Here is a 14585-nt window from a genome sequence, read left to right as displayed (position 1 = left end):
GGTTTTTCGCGTAAAGCGCGCTCTAAACTTTTAGAATCGATCAAATTATCTGCGCTTGAGCGATTCCGCCCAAATGCAGCGTGATCTAGAGGCGGCGGACCACGTCTTTCTCTCCGCTTCCGGATGGATTAGATGCGGGCGATGAGAGGCCATGAGGCGGGCGGGCATGACTAAAATCTTCATCGACGGCGACGCCGGCACGACCGGCCTTGAAATCCGCGAGCGGCTCGCCGGGCGCGCGGATATCGAACTCGTCGTCATCCCGCCGGAGAAACGCAAGGATGCCGCCGCCAAGCGCGACCTGCTCGCCAAGGTCGATATCGCCATCCTCTGCCTGCCGGACGACGCGGCGAAAGAGACGGTCGCGCTTTGCGACGCCCTCGGGGAAAGCGCGCCGCGCATTCTCGACGCCTCGACCGCGCATCGCGTGGCGGAAGGTTGGGTCTATGGCTTCGCCGAGCTTTGCGCGGGACAGGCCGAAGCCATCGCCGCGGCGCGCCGCATCGCTAATGTCGGCTGCTATGCGAGCGGCGCGATCGCGCTGCTGCGCCCGCTCATCGACGCCGGCCTCATCAAGCCCGACCAGCCGCTGACCATCAACGCCGTCTCGGGCTATTCCGGCGGCGGGCGGCAGATGATCGAGTCCTACGAGCGCGGCGAGGCGCCGGAATTCGAGCTTTACGCGCTCGGCCTCGAACATAAGCATGTGCCCGAGATCATGGCCTATGCGAGGCTTGACGCGCGCCCCCTCTTCGCGCCCTCGGTCGGCAATTTCCGGCAGGGCATGCTCGTCTCCATCCCGCTCCCGCTCGACGCCCTGCGCGGCGGGCCGGCCGGGGGCGATGTCGAAGCCGCCTACGCGCGCCACTATGCGGACGCGAAACATGTGCGCCTCGCGCCCGCTCCCGCCAATGGCCGGCTGGACGCGCTGGCGCTCAATGGAACCGACGACATGGAAGTCTTCGTCTTCGCCAATGAGGCGCGCCGTCACCTGTTGCTCGTCGCGCGGCTCGACAATCTCGGCAAGGGCGCGGCGGGCGCGGCCGTGCAAAATCTCGATCTGATGATTGGAAAGTGAGCCAAGCGGGTAGCGCGGAGAAGAAATTGCTGCTCGCTACTCACTCCGCGTAGGCCGTCGCTCCCGTCGGCAATTTCGTGGCGACGTCCTCGTAACGGCTGGTGCGCTTATCCATCATCGTCTCGAAGGCTTCGTGCACCTGCCGCACCGAGCGATCTCTGAGCTTGCGGCCCTGCTGATCGTAAAAGATCGGCTTATTGGCGCGCGCGGGCCTGGGCAGCAGCGCGACGGCAGAGGATTCCGGCGCCTCCTGCAGCGTCTTCATGAAGCGGGCGGCGTCGTCGGGACCGAGAAAATGGATGAGATAGGTCTCGCCCGGCGTCAGCGGTCGGCCGATCTTCTCGGCGATTTTGGCGCTGTCCTTCTTGAGCATTTCGGCGGCCAGAACGGCGGAGAGATAGGGGTCGTTACGTAAATTCAGAATCTTCGCGCGCTTTTCCGCCGTGACGCGCGGCGCGGCGTCTTCGCCGGCGAGCGCCGCGGCGGATTCGCCATGGCCGTGACGCCAGCCGAAACTCTTCATCGCCGTCAGCCAGGTCTTCTCCACGAATTGGAACAGCCCGCTCGCCGAAGAGGTTCGCGCTTTGGCGGTCGTCGAGAAATTCGACTCCTTATCGGCGATGGCCATGAGCAGCGCCGGGTCCATTTCCGTCGTTTGCGCCGCTTTCACGACGTGCTCGACGATCGACTCATGCACTTTCACCGAGCCGAAGCGGATCACGCTCGGATCGTCGAGGCCGTCATTCATCCGATGCGACCAGGTGAGCGCCGCCTGATCGAGCGAAAAATCGGAATCGAGCGCCGTATCGTCCTCGCCCGGTTGCGAGAGGCTCGTGAGCGGACTCAGCGCGAGACGCGCGCGTGAGGCGCGCATGAAGCGCTCGAAACGCGGCGAATCGTCCTTTTGCGCGGAAAGAAACAGCAGCGTCAAAACCGACAACGCCGTGGCGACGCCGAGCGCGCGCAGCAGCAGGGAACAGGACCGTTCGAGAAGAAAGCCCGGAAGAATCGCCTGAAGCGAAAGTCGAAACCGCCGGCGCGAGCGAGGCGACGCAGCTCTTCCCTTAGAAGGCGGCGGGGCGTTCGTCAGCGTGACAGTCATGCTTCGCGGTTTCTCCACATTTACGCAAAAATTGCGTAAACAGAAAGTTACCTGCGATGCAGGGCGAAAGATCGGCGCCCAAGGCCACGCTGTCGCCATATTCCGACGCGCCGCCGCGCGCCCGATCCGCCCAAAACTCTAATGATTGGCCGTCTTTGCGCGACGATCGCCGCCGCGGCGCCACATTCGCGCCATCCGCGGAGACCGTCTCGGGGGCTAGAAGATGTCCCTCACTTTGGAAAGCATCCCCTGCAACAAGTGATATTCAGGCCCTGCGGTCGGCGTCGAGCGCGAGATGAAGTCGACGGGCTTGCCGTCCTCGAGGCCGTAGTCGGCGACGCGCTGAACTTTTTTCGACTTGTCGAAATAGACCGCATAAACGCGCTGATCGGCGATGCTCTGGGGCATGAAGGCCAGCTTCCGCTCGATGCGCTGGCTGACGTAATACCAGGCGTCGCCGCCGACCGTCGAGGTCGTCGAGGGCGTGCCGAGCGCCGAGAGCACCTGCGGGGCAGTCATGCCTGGCTTGACTTGCGCCGTATTGCGGGAGTCGATGACCGCGCCGCGGTTGATGACGCCGTCATAGCCCAAACAGCCCCCGAGCGTCGCGGCCATGCCGCACGCCGCCGCGAAACGGGAAAAAATGCGCAAGGCTTGCGCCGACATGAAAATCTCCATCGTCCTTGGCTCGGCCGGCCGGCCGGATCATGGCTCCAAGCGCCCAGATGCGTAAACTTCGAACGCAGCGAAAGCAAGACAGCGCTTTCGCCAAGGCGCGCTTCCTCGCCGTCCTGCCGCACGCGACGCGCTGGCGTCCGTGCGCGGCCGCACATATGTAGCTCACAGCAATTAAACGCGCGCTTAAGGAGGGCTCGCCATGGATCAGGATTTCGCCGCGGCGCCGGCCCTCACCCGCCCCTTTGCGCTCACCGAGGTTCCGCCCGAAGGGCTTGAGATCGACATTCGTGCGACGCCGGCCGAATGCGCGGCGCTCGCCCGTCTCAACGACCTGCCGGCGGTCCATTCCTTCGAGGCGGCGCTGCGGGCGCGGCGCTGGCGCGGCGACGGTCTGGAGATCGAGGGGGAAATCCGCGCAAGCCTGCGCCAAAACTGCGTCGCGACGCTTGAGGAATTCGACTGCGAACTCGTCGAGCCGGTGGAGGCGCGTTTCGCGCCGCCGCCGCCTGATGACGCTCCCCGCAGCAGACGGCGCCATGAGCCGCCGCCCGCCGCGGAGATCACGCTCGACGAGGACGCGCCCGATCCCTTGATCGGCGGCTCCGTCGATCTCGGCGCCGTCGTCTCGGAATTTTTTACGCTGGCGCTCGACCCCTACCCGCGCAAGCCCGGCGCTGAATTCGTGGAGCCCTCGCCCGCTCAAGAGGACGAAGCGGCCTCGCCCTTCGCGGCGCTGAGCGTCCTGAAGCCGCGCGGACCCTCCTCTGGCGAGGATCGATAGGCGCTTGCGCTATTCGCCGGCAAATGGCAAGTCGCCCGCAAGGCGCGGCGCATGCGCCTTCTCTGAGGCGTCACAAAAGCCGGCGAAGACAAGATCGGCGCGAAGCAACACGGCATTCGGGAGCAAACGGGACACATGCCGCAGACTGTTCGGATCGCGCTCGACGCGATGGGCGGCGATTTCGGTCCGAAGGTGACGATCGCCGGCGCCGCTTTGGCGCTGGAGCGGCGCCCTGGCAGCCAATTCCGGCTCTTCGGCGACGAGGCGGCGATCCGCGCTGAACTCGACCGCCATCCACGGCTCGCCGCGCGCGCCGAGGTGCGCCACGCCCCCGTCTCGATCCGCATGGATGACAAGCCGAGCCAGGCGCTACGCGCGGGGCGCCGGGTTTCCTCCATGTGGCTCGCGATCGAAGCGGTGAAGAAGGGCGAGGCGGACGTCGCGGTTTCCGCCGGCAACACCGGCGCGCTGATGGCGATGTCGAAAATCTGCCTGCGCACGCTGGCGCGCGTCGACCGTCCGGCGCTCGCCTGCCTGTGGCCGACGCTGCGGGGCCAATCCGTGGTGCTCGACGTCGGCGCCTCCATGGGGGCGAACGCCACCCATCTCGTCGATCTCGCGATCATGGGCGCGGCCATGGCGCGCGTCATTTTGGGGCTGGAGCGGCCCTCCGTCGGCCTGCTCAATGTCGGCACGGAGGAGATCAAAGGGATAGAAGAGGTGAAGGCCGCCTCCGCGCTTTTGCGCGACCTCGCCCTGCCGGGCTTCGACTATCAAGGCTTCGTCGAGGGCGACGGCATCGGCAAAGGCGCCGTCGACGTGGTGGTCACGGAAGGCTTTACCGGCAATATCGCGCTGAAGACGGCGGAGGGCACGGCGGCGCAAATCGCGGCCTATCTCAAACAGGCGATGGGCGGATCGCTTCTGGCCAAGCTCGGCTATCTTCTGGCGCGAAGCGCCTTTGGCGAACTGCGCGCCAAGATGGACACGCGCGGCACCAATGGCGGCGTTTTTCTCGGCCTTCAGGGGATCGTCATCAAAAGCCACGGCGGCGCTGATCCCGTCGGCTTCGCCCGCGCCGTGGAGATCGGTTATGAGATGGCGGGAAGCGATCTCCTCAACCGCATCCGCGACACGGTCGCGCTCGCGCATCGGCTCGAAGATCGAGACGGCGCCGATCCGACAAGCTCCCCTCAGGAAGCCGCCCAGTGACGACAGATCAGTTGGGATTGCGTTCGGTCGTTCTCGGCGTCGGCGCCTACCTCCCGCAAAAAACTCTCACCAATGACGAACTCGCCAAGCTCGTCGACACGAGCGACGAGTGGATCGTACAGCGCACCGGCATCAAGGAGCGCCACATCGCCGCCGAAGGCGAGACGACCTCGATGCTTGGCGAGAAGGCGGCGCGCGCCGCGCTCGCCAACGCGGGGATCGCGCCGCAGGACATCGACCTTATCATCGTCGCCACCTCGACGCCCGACTGGACCTTCCCCTCGACGGCGACGCAGATCCAGGCCGCCCTCGGCATGACGCAAGGCGCCGCATTCGATTTGCAGGCGGTCTGCTCGGGATTCGTCTTCGCCGTGGCGACGGCGGATAAATTCCTGCGCTCTGGCTCTCACAAGCGCGCGCTTGTGATCGGCGCCGAGACCTTTTCGCGCATCATCGACTGGACCGACCGCACGACCTGCGTGCTCTTTGGCGATGGCGCCGGCGCGATGGTGCTCGAAGCGCGGCCGTCGCGCGGCGCGCTGGACGAGCGCGGCGTCCTGACGACGCATCTGCGCTCGGACGGGCGTCACTGCAACAAGCTCCATGTCGACGGCGGCCCGTCGGCGACGCAGACCGTCGGCCATTTGCGCATGGAGGGAAAGGAAGTCTTCCGCTTCGCCGTCGGGCAGGTGACGGATGTCGTCAAGGACGCCTTCGCCGCCACGGGACTGACGGCGGAGGACCTCGACTGGTTCGTGCCGCATCAGGCGAATCGCCGAATCATCGACATGTCGGCGCAAAAGCTTGGAATTGCGCCGGAAAAGGTTGTCGCCACCGTGCATTTGCACGGCAACACTTCGGCCGCCTCGGTGCCTCTGGCGCTCGCCACGGCTGTCGCCGACGGACGAATCAAGCCGGGCGACCTCGTCATGCTCGAAGCGGTCGGCGGCGGATTTACATGGGGGTCGGCGCTGATACGCTGGTAAGCTCTCGAAATACAATAATAATTTGATTGTATGCAAATAATTTCAAGGAATTGCCGCCCCGCGCGATACAACCTGCGCTTGATTTCGCCGTCCAATTCTGAAAAATTCAGCGATAAAGGCGGCATAACATGCGCATTCGATGGGCCTAAACAAAATTCACGCGCTACCCCTGATTGAGCCGGCTTCGCCCCATCCCACGCGCTCCGAACGTCCGCCTTTGTCGCTTGTCGCAGCTTACGCAAGGTAGAAGATGGCAAACGGGGCAGCGGTCGGCGCGCCAAATGGCGCGGCGAAAGAAGAACATACGGAAAGAAACGGCGCGGTGACGCGCTCGGACTTGGCCGACGCGGTCCATCGGAAGATCGGGCTGTCCCGCGCCGAGTCCGCCAAATATGTCGAGATGGTGCTCGACGAAATCTTCGAGCGAATCGTCGCGCGCGAGGACGTAAAGCTTTCTTCCTTCGGCGCCTTCATCGTTCGCGCCAAGAAGGAGCGCCTCGGACGCAATCCCAAGACGGGCGACGGCGCGAAGATTTCCGCGCGGCTTGTCGTCTCGTTCAAACCTTCCAATATTTTACGCGCAAGGATAAACGGCGGCGAGTAAACGCTTCTCGGCGCTTGACAAGCCTTGGGGCCGCATGCGCCAACTAAATATGGCCAAAGCCCGGTCCGTCTTCGTCTGCCAGAATTGCGGCGCCGTCACATCGAGATGGCAGGGCCGCTGCGAGTCCTGCGGCGAATGGAACGTGATCGTCGCGGAGACGGATGGCGGCGCGGCCGCGCGTCGGGCGACGCGGGGCCGCGCCTTCGAACTTGAAGGGCTCGCCGGCGAAGGGCGACCCGCGCCCCGAATCGTTACCGGCGTCGACGAATTCGACCGCGTCACCGGGGGCGGATTCGTGCCGGGCTCCGTGCTGCTGCTTGGCGGCGAGCCCGGCATCGGCAAATCGACGCTCCTCATCCAGGCCTGCGCGGCGCTCGCGCGACAAGGCGCGCGCGTCGTCTATATTTCCGGCGAGGAGGCCGTGGCGCAGGTGCGGCTGCGGGCCGCGAGACTCAATCTCGCCGACGCGCCGGTGGAGCTCACCGCCGCGACGCAGGTCGAAGACATTCTCGCGACCTGCGCGACGGGCCGGCCGCCTGCGCTGATCGTCATCGACTCGATTCAGACGATGCACACCGATCTCGTCGAATCGGCGCCCGGAACGGTGACGCAGGTGCGCGCGAGCGCCCAGGCGCTGCTGCGTCACGCGAAAACGACCGGCGCCGCGATCATTCTCGTCGGCCATGTCACCAAGGACGGACAGGTGGCGGGCCCCCGCGTCGTCGAGCACATGGTCGACGCCGTGCTCTCCTTCGAGGGCGACGGCGCGCATCATTTCCGCATGCTGCGCGCCTCCAAGAACCGTTTCGGGGCGACGGGCGAAATCGGCGTTTTCGAGATGACCGGGCTCGGCCTCGCCGAAGTCGCCAATCCTTCCGCGCTTTTCCTCGCGGGCCGGGACGCCGCCGCGCCAGGGGCGGCCGTCGTCGCCGGCATGGAGGGACAGCGCCCCATGCTCGTCGAGATTCAGGCGCTGGTCGCGCCGACCTCGCTCGGCACGCCGCGGCGCGCCGTCGTCGGCTTCGACCAGAACCGGCTGTCGATGATTCTCGCGGTGCTCGAGGCGCATGGCGGCCTCAAGCTCGGCATGCATGACGTCTATCTCAACGTCGCCGGCGGCCTGCGCGCCGACGAGCCCGCGACCGATCTCGCCGCCGCGGCCGCGCTTGTTTCCTCGCTCACCGGCGCCGTTCTCCCGGCAGATATGGCTTTTTTCGGGGAGATCGGCCTTTCCGGCGCGGTGCGGCCGGTGATCCATCCCGGCATGCGGCTCCGCGAGGCGGGCAAGCTCGGCTTTCGCCACGCCGTAGTGCCGCAAGCCCAGCAGCTGACTGACGAGGATCGTCGCGCCGGCGTGGCGATACGGCCCTGCGCCGACGTCGGCGGCCTCGTCGCCGCGATCGCCCGCATATCCGCGCGCGAAAAGGCCGTCGCGCGGAACTGAGCCCAGGCGCAGGGACGCTTTCCTGTTTCCGCCCGGCGTCAAGATGCGTTAGAAGCTCACCGTTGCAACAAGCAAAAAGCGATTCCGCCGCCTGGAGCGCGTATCTCGCTCCAAATTTGCGCGGGATTCACGTCTGAAATGGCGTCGCCCGCGACTCCCTTTCAAACGATCCTGAACCAGGAGAAGGCCGGCGCGGCGGCGAAAAAGTTGACGCAGGCGCCGGCAAAGGTCATGCGAAGACCGCTTGGCGAGGCCCCAAGGCGCGGGTCCAGTCACTCGGCCGTTCAGACGCGAACAGCAAGAGGCTAGCGATGCCGTCATATCTTGATTTGGCAGTAATCACCGTCGTTTTCGTGTCCGGGCTGCTCGCCCTGCTGCGCGGCTTCACGCGCGAGGTGCTGGCGATCGTCTCCTGGGTCGCGGCGGCGGCGGCGGCCTATTTCTTTCACCCGCTCGCCCTGCCCTACATCAAACCCTATATCGCCAAGGACGAATTGGCCTTGGTCGCCTCGGTGGCGGCGGTCTTCTTCGTCGCGCTGGTGCTCGTCTCGCTGGTTACGGTGAAGGTCTCCGACCTCATTCTGGATTCGAAAGTCGGCGCGCTGGACAGAACGCTGGGCTTTCTTTTCGGCGCGGTTCGCGGCGCGCTGCTCGCGGTCGTCGCCTTCGTTTTCTATACTTGGCTCGTGCCTGACGCCAATCAGCCCGAATGGGTCCGAAACGCCCGCGCCAAGCCTTTCCTCGAGGCGGGCGGCGAGAAATTGCGCGAAATGCTGCCCGACGACATCGACGCCCTCGTCGCGAAGATCAAGGCGAAAAAGGACCTGCCGGCCGTCGAGGAGCCCGCCGCCGACGTCGAGCCGGACAAGGCGCCTCAAGGCGAGGCTGCTCCGCCCGCCGACGCCCAGGGCGAAACGCCGACGGAGCGGAGCGGGAAGCCATTATGACGAACGGCGGGCTTGCGGATGGGCTTGTCGACTGGCAAATATGACCACAATACGACACGCAGAGTCCCGGCGAAGAGCGACGGGAGGCGGGTCATGGGGGTCTAGGCATGACGGAGCCCGCGGGGGACTGTAATTTATCGTCGTCCTGGGAGATCGACGCGGCCCAGGACAGCGACGAGGAAGACAGGCTTCGCGAATATTGCGGCGTCTTCGGCGTCTTCGACTTGCCGGACGCCGCGGCGATCACGGCGCTCGGCCTGCATGCGCTTCAGCACCGCGGGCAGGAGGCGGCGGGCATCGTCACCTTCGAAGGCGGCCGCTTCTTCGGCGAGCGGCGCCTTGGTCTCGTCGGCGACCATTTCTCGAAGGAAACGACGATCAAGCGCCTGCCCGGCGCCGCCGCCATCGGCCATGTGCGCTACGCCACCACCGGCGAAACCATGCTGCGCAACGTGCAGCCGCTCTTCGCGGAGCTCAACACCGGCGGTTTCGCCGTCGCGCATAACGGCAATCTCACCAATGCGCAGGCGCTGCGCCGCGAGCTGATCGCCGAAGGCGCGATCTTCCAGTCGACCTCCGATACGGAGGTGATCCTTCACCTCGTCGCGCGCAGCCGCAAGCCGCTGCTCATCGACCGCTTCGTCGAGGCGCTGCGCTCGATCGAAGGGGCCTATTCGCTCGTCGCCCTCACCAATAAGAAGCTGATCGGCGCGCGCGATCCTTTGGGAATTCGGCCGCTCGTCATCGGCGAACTGAACGGCAAATATATCCTCGCTTCGGAGACCTGCGCGCTCGACATCATCGGCGCGCGCTTCGTGCGCGACGTGATGAACGGCGAAATCGTCGTGATCTCGGAACACGGGCTGCAAAGCATGCGGCCGTTTCCGCCGCAGCGGATGCGCCCCTGCATATTCGAATACATTTACTTCGCGCGACCCGATTCGATCGTGCATGGCCGCTCGGTCTATCTGGTGCGCAAGGCGATGGGCGCCGAACTCGCGCGCGAACATCCGATCGACGCGGACGTCGTCGTGCCGGTGCCGGATTCAGGCGTGCCGGCCGCGCTCGGCTATGCGCAGCAGTCCGGCCTGCCGTTCGAACTCGGCATCATCCGCAACCATTACATAGGACGCACCTTCATCGAGCCGACGCAGATCGCGCGCGATTTCGGCGTGCGCATGAAGCATAGCGCCAACCGCGCCGTCGTCGCGGGCAAGCGCGTCATTCTCGTCGACGATTCGATCGTGCGCGGCACGACTTCGGTGAAGATCGTGCAGATGATGCGCGACGCCGGCGCGACCGAGGTGCACTTCCTCATCTCCTCGCCGCCGATCACCCATCCGGACTATTACGGCATCGACACGCCGCAGAAGGAGAACCTGCTCGCGGCGACGCATACGCTCGAAGAGATGCGCGACTATATCGGCTGCGACTCGCTCGCCTTCCTTTCCGTCGACGGCATCTATCGCGCCATGGGCTACGAGCGGCGCGATCCGGCGCGGCCGCAGTTCACCGACCATTGCTTCACCGGCGACTATCCGACCCCGCTTACCGACCTCGTCGGCGAAAACCGCGCGCAACTGTCGCTGCTGGCGGAGGCGAGCTAGGCTCCTGCGAGTTTCACGGGCCTGGCAAGGATGCATCGGCAACACGTATCGAAGCGAAAAAAAATATCTCCAGCCTTCGTCGGATTCGCTTCCAGTGGCATTTTAATTTCAATTCCGATGAAAGCGGCTACGTCCTATATCCGCGCTGATTCACACACGACAAAACCTTCGGTCTCTTCTATTCGATTAGACGCATGACCTCTTCCCCTTCCCCCCGCATCGCTCTCGTCACCGGCGCCTCGCGCGGCATCGGACGGGCGCTCGCTTTGGAGCTCGCGCGCGACGGCGTTCATGTCGTCGCGCTCGCGCGCACGCAGGGCGCGCTCGAAGAGCTTGACGATGAGATTCGCGGGCTTGGCGGAGAAGCGACGCTCGTTCCCTGCGATCTTGCCGATTTCGACGCGCTCGACCGGCTCGGCGCCGCGCTTTTCACGCGCTGGGGCAAGCTCGATATTTTCGTCGGCAATGGCGGCGTGCTCGGACCTCTCTCGCCGCTCGCGCATGTCGATCCGAAGGATTGGGACAGAGTCGTCGCGGTCAATGTCACCGCCAATTGGCGGCTCATTCGCTCGCTCGATCCGCTGCTGCGCGCTTCAGGCGCGGGCCGCGTCGTCTTCATCACGTCGGGCGCGGCGCATCGCGCGACAATGAAGCCCTTCTGGGGGCCTTACGCCATTTCGAAAGCGGCGCTCGAAGCCATGGCGCGCACTTACGCGGCCGAGACCGCGAGCGACGGCGTCACGGCGATGCTCGCCAATCCGGGCCCGCTACGCACCCGCATGCGCGCGCAAGCGATGCCGGGCGAAGATCCGATGACGCTGCGGACGCCCGAGGAATTCGCAAAAAAATGCCTCGCGCTGCTGACGCCGCAATGGCGCGAGAGCGCGAGGCTTTATGACTTTCCGACCGACCGGCTCATGGATTTCCGCGCGCCGGCGTGAGGCGGCGGACCGATCAGTGGTGGTGATGGACCGAGTGATGGTGCCGGCGATGATGATGCCAAACCGGCGGAGGCGGAGGCGGCGGCGGAACATAGACCAGCGTCAGGCTCTCGACGCCCGCATTCCAGCCGAAGCCGGCGCCGGCCTGCACATTGAAGGGCTGCAGCGAGAAAGTATTGTCGGAGCCGCCGACGAGCGCCGAGCCGCCGCCGCCCACGACGACCTTGGCCGACACGCCCGGCCCCACATAGTTTCCGGCAAGCGCGCCGGGCCCGATGTGATCGGTCGCCGCGACCACGCCCCAGCCGAGTTCGCCAGGACCGTTAATGGTGATGTTGGGCCCGACCTTGGTCAGCGTGCCGACGTAATGCGCGGGGAACGCGCCTTCCGCATCGTCGCGATAGATGCAATCGATCTGCTGGTTTTCGACCAGCACGCTAATGCTATTGCCCAGGAGGCGGCACTGCAGCGTGCCCACGCGATCATCCGCAAACCCCGCCGCTGGCGTCAGCAGCGCGAGAAGGCAAGCGCCGCCTAAGGCGCGAGCCAATCCAAATTTCCTCATTCAACTCTCCTCTTCCTATCGAGGCGGCTTTCGCGCCTCTTTCACGACTACGAAGCTGCTACGCACAAGTTGGAGTTATAGGACAACCACGGAAATACAAGGGCGTCGTCCCGACGTTCGCGGCGTTTGGATAACGCCGGCGCCGGCCGGGACTTGTGCGCAAACGCACGAGGCGCGACGGCGTCAGAAACTTTCCATCGCGGGCCGCTTTGGCGTTATCATGCCGGGCCGCGCGCTTGCAAATGGCGCGTTGGCGACCGATTTACGCTTATGTTTCCCGGCTGTTTCCCAGCTATTTCGTAGAGCGCGCTGCGAAAAAAGCGGGACCCGGTTTTTCGCGTTAAAGCGCGCTCTAAACTTTTAGAATCGATCACGTTATCTACATTTGGGCGATGCAGTTCCAAATGTCGCGTGATCCAGCGCCGAGGCTAGCCGTGCCGCAGACCTATTCGCTCCCTGTCCCCTTGGGAGAGGGCCTTACAGAGTCCGATCTCGCTGCGCTGCGCGCCGCCGTCGCTGCGCTCGAGCGCCAGACTTTTGCGGGACGCCTCGCCGCGCTCGCCGGTCGGGGAAAAGGCTTTGGCGCGCTGACCCTGTCCCCGCGGCTGCAGGCGGCGGCGGCGAGCGCCGCCCATAAGGCGCTGACTTTGTCCATGAAGGCTGCTCTCGCGAGCCTCGACGGACGCCCCGTCAGGGATAGGGCGCGCCTCCATCGGCGTCTGGCCGCGCTCACGGGCGGCGTCGGCGGCGCCATGGGCCTCGTGAGCCTGCCGCTCGAACTGCCGCTGTCGACGACGATCATGCTGCGCTCCATCGCCGAGATCGCCAGCAGCGAGGGCGAGAACCTGCGCAGCCCGCACGCCGCTCTCGCTTGTTTGGAAGTTTTCGCGCTTGGCGGCCATGCCGCGGAAGAAAATCTGCTGGAGGGCGGCTATCTCGCGTTGCGCGCGCTCATGGCGAAATCCGTCACTGACGCCGCCCATTACCTAACGGCTCGCAGAGTCGTCGACGAAGCCGCGCCGGCGCTGGCCCGGCTGATCGGCCAGTTCGCGGCGCGTTTCGGCGTCGTCGTCTCGCAAAAGACCGCGGCGCAGGCCGTGCCCGTCATCGGCGCCGTCAGCGGCGCGGCGATCAATGTCGTCTTTATGGAACATTTCCAGACTTTGGCCCGCGGCCATTTCGCGGTGCGAAGGCTCGAGCGGCTTTATGGCCCCCTCCTCGTCCACGCCGAATATGCGAAGATCGCGCGCGACGAAGGCTATTGGCGCGACCCCTCGCGCGCGGCCTAGAGCGTGCTGCGAAAAAGGAATCCGGTTTTCGCGCAAAGCGCGCTCTAAAATTTTTGAATCGATCACGCTCTCCGTCTTTGGGACATCGCCCAAATGCAACGTGATCTAATGTAAGCGGCCTATGGCGTCGGCCAAATGGCCGACCTGTTTCATCGTCGCGATGTTTGATTCGTTTTCTTCGAGCAGAATGAGATCCGCGCCAGCGAGATTTTCGTCGAGCTCTTCCAAGGCGGCGGAAAGACGCGCGCCGTTCGAGGCGTCGCCGGGCGAGCGGCGGTAGTGACCGAGTTCGACGCGATTGTCCTCCATGCGCATATAGAACCAATAGTCGATTTGCGGCGGACAGGGCGCGAGCGTCGCCGCCGCGAGAATCTGATGCAGAAAACTGCCGCCCATGGCGAGGAGCCGCGGCGTGCGCGGACAATCGGCCGCCTCCCCTGCTCGCCCAATCGCCGCCGTCGAATATTGCGCGTCGGGCCAAAGAAGATTGAGGAGATCGAGCAGGTCGCGGTCCGTGCCCATGGCTTGCGGCGAGGGCGCGTATGCGAAATCCAATACGCCGACCGGCGAAGCGGGCGAGAGACGCGTCGCCTCGCGAAAAGCCAGCGCGCCGCCAACGCTATTCCAATGCGTGCCGCCGCGCGGGAAGAGCGGAATGGCGTAATGAGGCCGCTCCGCGCTAATGAGCCCTGCCCCGTCGACATGGCGAACGCCCGCTTTCGCGAGCGCGGCGAGATAGGGCGCGAGCTTGTCGTGCGTCGCCGCCGCCCGCGCCGCGCAAGGAACCGAGCGAGGCAAATCTTCGGGATAGCGCGCGGCTTTCGACGGCGACACGACATAAACGAAGCTCTTGCCGCGCGCCTCGGCCGCTTGTTGAATCCCGCTCAGCGTCGACGCCCATGTCTCAATGCGCGGGAAATCGGGCGCGCCGCCGCGCGCGCAAAATTCGTCGATATAGAATTGCTCATAGAGCTGGTCGTTGCGGCCGACGACGACGCCGGGCGCCGCGGATTTGCCAAAGAGCGAATAGACGAGCTGATTTTTCGCGCGCACTGCGATCGGAAACACGGGCGACTCTCGACCGAGATTGATCGAGACCGCCTTCTGCGTCTCGCCGGAAAGAAAAGCGTCGAGCGTCCAGGGGACGGGTTTCGGCTTCGCGACGCCCGCCAGCGGCGAGGCACTGCGGATGCGCAATTTCGGCCAGTCGCGCTCGACCGCGAAATTCCACAGATTCGCGAGAAACAGAAATAGGATGAAGCCGGCGCAGCCAAAAATAGGGAGGCGGGTAATTATCGCGCCTTTAATTGCCGCGCTTCGCGCCTCGCAAGGATGATTCACCGGCGTCATT

General features: G+C 65.0%; 14 protein-coding genes. 10 read left to right on the top strand and 4 right to left on the bottom strand.

The genetic code is table 11. The features are described 5' to 3' along the window. Positions 1–166 precede the first annotated feature (166 nt). The gene (argC, locus tag V3H18_RS02845; protein ID WP_332080374.1) at positions 167–1078 is read left to right on the top strand and encodes an N-acetyl-gamma-glutamyl-phosphate reductase; all 912 of its coding nucleotides are present in this window, start codon (positions 167–169) and stop codon (positions 1076–1078) included. A 40-nt stretch (positions 1079–1118) separates the two neighbouring features. Here argC and V3H18_RS02840 read toward each other — a convergent pair whose 3' ends face one another. Next, positions 1119–2180 (bottom strand): transglycosylase SLT domain-containing protein, encoded by a 1062-nt coding sequence (locus tag V3H18_RS02840; protein ID WP_332080373.1) that lies wholly within the window; start codon positions 2178–2180, stop codon positions 1119–1121. 216 nt (positions 2181–2396) lie between these two features. After that, a complete protein-coding gene (locus V3H18_RS02835) occupies positions 2397–2846 on the bottom strand; it encodes an outer membrane protein assembly factor BamE (protein WP_332080372.1) in 450 nt (149 codons plus the stop codon). Positions 2847–3057: 211 nt separating this feature from the next. On the opposite strand from V3H18_RS02835, the gene V3H18_RS02830 reads away from it, so the two are divergent. The 8 genes from V3H18_RS02830 to V3H18_RS02795 all read left to right on the top strand — a co-directional run bounded on the left by V3H18_RS02830 (position 3058) and on the right by V3H18_RS02795 (position 11380). After that, entirely contained in the window at positions 3058–3639 is a 582-nt protein-coding gene (locus V3H18_RS02830; RefSeq protein WP_332080371.1) for a YceD family protein, read from the top strand. 135 nt (positions 3640–3774) lie between these two features. Continuing rightward, positions 3775–4851, top strand: coding sequence for a phosphate acyltransferase PlsX (plsX, locus tag V3H18_RS02825; RefSeq protein WP_332080370.1), 1077 nt, complete (start codon positions 3775–3777; stop codon positions 4849–4851). After that, positions 4848–5837: a beta-ketoacyl-ACP synthase III gene (locus V3H18_RS02820; RefSeq protein ID WP_332080369.1), complete on the top strand. Its 990-nt coding sequence runs from the start codon at positions 4848–4850 to the stop codon at positions 5835–5837. Before plsX ends, V3H18_RS02820 begins: the two co-directional genes overlap by 4 nt. Positions 5838–6087: 250 nt before the next feature. After that, entirely contained in the window at positions 6088–6441 is a 354-nt protein-coding gene (locus V3H18_RS02815; protein WP_332080368.1) for an integration host factor subunit alpha, read from the top strand. Positions 6442–6490: 49 nt separating this feature from the next. Then, the gene (gene radA / locus V3H18_RS02810) at positions 6491–7885 is read left to right on the top strand and encodes a DNA repair protein RadA (protein WP_332080367.1); all 1395 of its coding nucleotides are present in this window, start codon (positions 6491–6493) and stop codon (positions 7883–7885) included. A gap of 311 nt (positions 7886–8196) precedes the next feature. After that, the gene (locus tag V3H18_RS02805; RefSeq protein ID WP_332080366.1) at positions 8197–8832 is read left to right on the top strand and encodes a CvpA family protein; all 636 of its coding nucleotides are present in this window, start codon (positions 8197–8199) and stop codon (positions 8830–8832) included. Positions 8833–8939: 107 nt separating this feature from the next. Beyond that, positions 8940–10439, top strand: coding sequence for an amidophosphoribosyltransferase (gene purF / locus V3H18_RS02800; protein WP_332080365.1), 1500 nt, complete (start codon positions 8940–8942; stop codon positions 10437–10439). A 194-nt stretch (positions 10440–10633) separates the two neighbouring features. Further along, positions 10634–11380 (top strand): SDR family NAD(P)-dependent oxidoreductase, encoded by a 747-nt coding sequence (locus V3H18_RS02795; protein ID WP_332080364.1) that lies wholly within the window; start codon positions 10634–10636, stop codon positions 11378–11380. A gap of 13 nt (positions 11381–11393) precedes the next feature. Here V3H18_RS02795 and V3H18_RS02790 read toward each other — a convergent pair whose 3' ends face one another. Next, the gene (locus V3H18_RS02790) at positions 11394–11930 is read right to left on the bottom strand and encodes a DUF992 domain-containing protein (protein ID WP_332080362.1); all 537 of its coding nucleotides are present in this window, start codon (positions 11928–11930) and stop codon (positions 11394–11396) included. A 419-nt stretch (positions 11931–12349) separates the two neighbouring features. Here V3H18_RS02790 and V3H18_RS02785 point away from each other — a divergent pair, with 419 nt between their 5' ends. Beyond that, complete coding sequence (locus V3H18_RS02785; RefSeq protein WP_408631751.1) at positions 12350–13234, top strand: EcsC family protein; 885 nt, start codon at positions 12350–12352, stop codon at positions 13232–13234. A gap of 105 nt (positions 13235–13339) precedes the next feature. Here the strand turns inward: V3H18_RS02785 and V3H18_RS02780 are convergent, their stop codons facing one another. After that, a complete protein-coding gene (locus V3H18_RS02780) occupies positions 13340–14584 on the bottom strand; it encodes an alginate O-acetyltransferase AlgX-related protein (protein WP_332080360.1) in 1245 nt (414 codons plus the stop codon). Position 14585 lies beyond the last annotated feature (1 nt).

Origin of the sequence: Methylocystis borbori, from assembly GCF_036576025.1 — a bacterium.
GTDB classification, from domain to species: Bacteria; Pseudomonadota; Alphaproteobacteria; order Rhizobiales; family Beijerinckiaceae; genus Methylocystis; species Methylocystis borbori.
The sequence above is the reverse complement of the archived record's forward strand: the minus strand, read 5'-3'. Positions and strand labels throughout refer to the sequence as shown.

What these genes read in the sequence shown, in the direction of transcription:
- V3H18_RS02815 (WP_332080368.1), top strand. Translation starts at nt 6,088, where the DNA reads ATGGCAAACGGGGCAGCGGTCGGCGCGCCAAATGGCGCGGCGAAAGAA.
- purF (WP_332080365.1), top strand. Translation starts at nt 8,940, where the DNA reads ATGACGGAGCCCGCGGGGGACTGTAATTTATCGTCGTCCTGGGAGATC.
- V3H18_RS02840 (WP_332080373.1), bottom strand. Translation starts at nt 2,180, where the DNA reads ATGACTGTCACGCTGACGAACGCCCCGCCGCCTTCTAAGGGAAGAGCT.
- argC (WP_332080374.1), top strand. Translation starts at nt 167, where the DNA reads ATGACTAAAATCTTCATCGACGGCGACGCCGGCACGACCGGCCTTGAA.
- V3H18_RS02780 (WP_332080360.1), bottom strand. Translation starts at nt 14,584, where the DNA reads ATGACGCCGGTGAATCATCCTTGCGAGGCGCGAAGCGCGGCAATTAAA.
- V3H18_RS02785 (WP_408631751.1), top strand. Translation starts at nt 12,350, where the DNA reads ATGTCGCGTGATCCAGCGCCGAGGCTAGCCGTGCCGCAGACCTATTCG.
- plsX (WP_332080370.1), top strand. Translation starts at nt 3,775, where the DNA reads ATGCCGCAGACTGTTCGGATCGCGCTCGACGCGATGGGCGGCGATTTC.
- radA (WP_332080367.1), top strand. Translation starts at nt 6,491, where the DNA reads ATGGCCAAAGCCCGGTCCGTCTTCGTCTGCCAGAATTGCGGCGCCGTC.
- V3H18_RS02805 (WP_332080366.1), top strand. Translation starts at nt 8,197, where the DNA reads ATGCCGTCATATCTTGATTTGGCAGTAATCACCGTCGTTTTCGTGTCC.
- V3H18_RS02830 (WP_332080371.1), top strand. Translation starts at nt 3,058, where the DNA reads ATGGATCAGGATTTCGCCGCGGCGCCGGCCCTCACCCGCCCCTTTGCG.
- V3H18_RS02835 (WP_332080372.1), bottom strand. Translation starts at nt 2,846, where the DNA reads ATGTCGGCGCAAGCCTTGCGCATTTTTTCCCGTTTCGCGGCGGCGTGC.
- V3H18_RS02795 (WP_332080364.1), top strand. Translation starts at nt 10,634, where the DNA reads ATGACCTCTTCCCCTTCCCCCCGCATCGCTCTCGTCACCGGCGCCTCG.